Source organism: Psychrobacter sp. 78a-MNA-CIBAN-0178, assembly GCF_040309625.1.
Taxonomy (GTDB): domain Bacteria; phylum Pseudomonadota; class Gammaproteobacteria; order Pseudomonadales; family Moraxellaceae; genus Psychrobacter; species Psychrobacter okhotskensis.
The window spans coordinates 1-1058 of the sequence record NZ_JBEOOZ010000062.1 but is presented as its reverse complement, the minus strand read 5'-3'; the positions used below and the strand labels follow the sequence as shown (position 1 = coordinate 1058).

1 protein-coding gene is annotated in these 1058 nt (G+C 43.7%); it reads left to right on the top strand.

The genetic code is table 11. The features are described 5' to 3' along the window. The first annotated feature begins 15 nt into the window (after window positions 1–15). Window positions 16–1032, top strand: coding sequence for an IS30 family transposase (locus AAEY80_RS14220; RefSeq protein WP_502945556.1), 1017 nt, complete (start codon window positions 16–18; stop codon window positions 1030–1032). Window positions 1033–1058 lie beyond the last annotated feature (26 nt).

Sequence of the window (1058 nt, the reverse complement as noted above, 5' to 3'; positions counted from 1 at the left end):
ATCTTAGATTAACACATGAAGTGCAATATCAAAGAGCAGGTGAAAAAGAGGCCTAGATGCGCTAGCATCAAAGCTACTATCCACCGCCAAAGTGAGATTGCAACCATGAGCTATACACATCTAAGCCTAGAGGAACGATATCAGATTTATGCCCTTAGAGGGGCACAACATAGTATTAAATTTATAGCAGGGGCGTTAGGCAGAAGTCCCAGCACCATATCAAGAGAGCTTAGACGCAATAAAAGCCTACGAGGCTACCGGGCAAAGCATGCAGACAACACCGCTAAAGCGAGGCGAGCAAATAATGCCTTCACTATTGTGTTGAACGTCTGGAACTGGGTTGTTGATAAACTTAAGTTACAGTGGAGTCCTGAACAAATAGCAGGCGTTCATAGTAAACTCAGCCACATGAGCATCTATCGTTACCTATGGATCGATAAGAAACAAGGCGGCAGGCTATGGCAATATTTGAGACGCAAAGCCAAACCCTATCGTCAAAGGCTTACCACTGAGACTCGTGGGCGTATTAATGACAGGATATCAATTCATGAGCGCCCTCATGTAGTAAAAGAGCGATCCCGCATCGGTGATTGGGAAGCGGACACCATCATTGGTCAAAACCATAAACAAGCTATCGTGACAGTGGTAGAGCGAAAGACAGGTTTGGTTAAGATGAAGCGAGTGACTAAAAAGAGTGCTCATCTGGTCGCGGATGCGATGGTGGTAATGCTAACTCCAGTGAAACTACACGTTAAGACGATTACGTCCGATAATGGCAAGGAATTTGCGGATCATAAAGCCATTAAGCAAAGACTCTATAGTGGGTTCTACTTTGCTGATGCTTATGCCTCATGGCAACGAGGAACAAACGAAAATACCAATGGCTTGATTAGAGAGTACTTGCCTAAAGGATGTGACTTTAGACAAGTATCTGATGATGAGGTTCAAAACATTGAAGACAGGTTAAACAACAGACCAAGAAAACGATTAGGGTTTAAAACGCCAAACCAGGTGTTTTATTCCATTACTTAGCGTTGCACTTGGTGTGTTAATCTAGG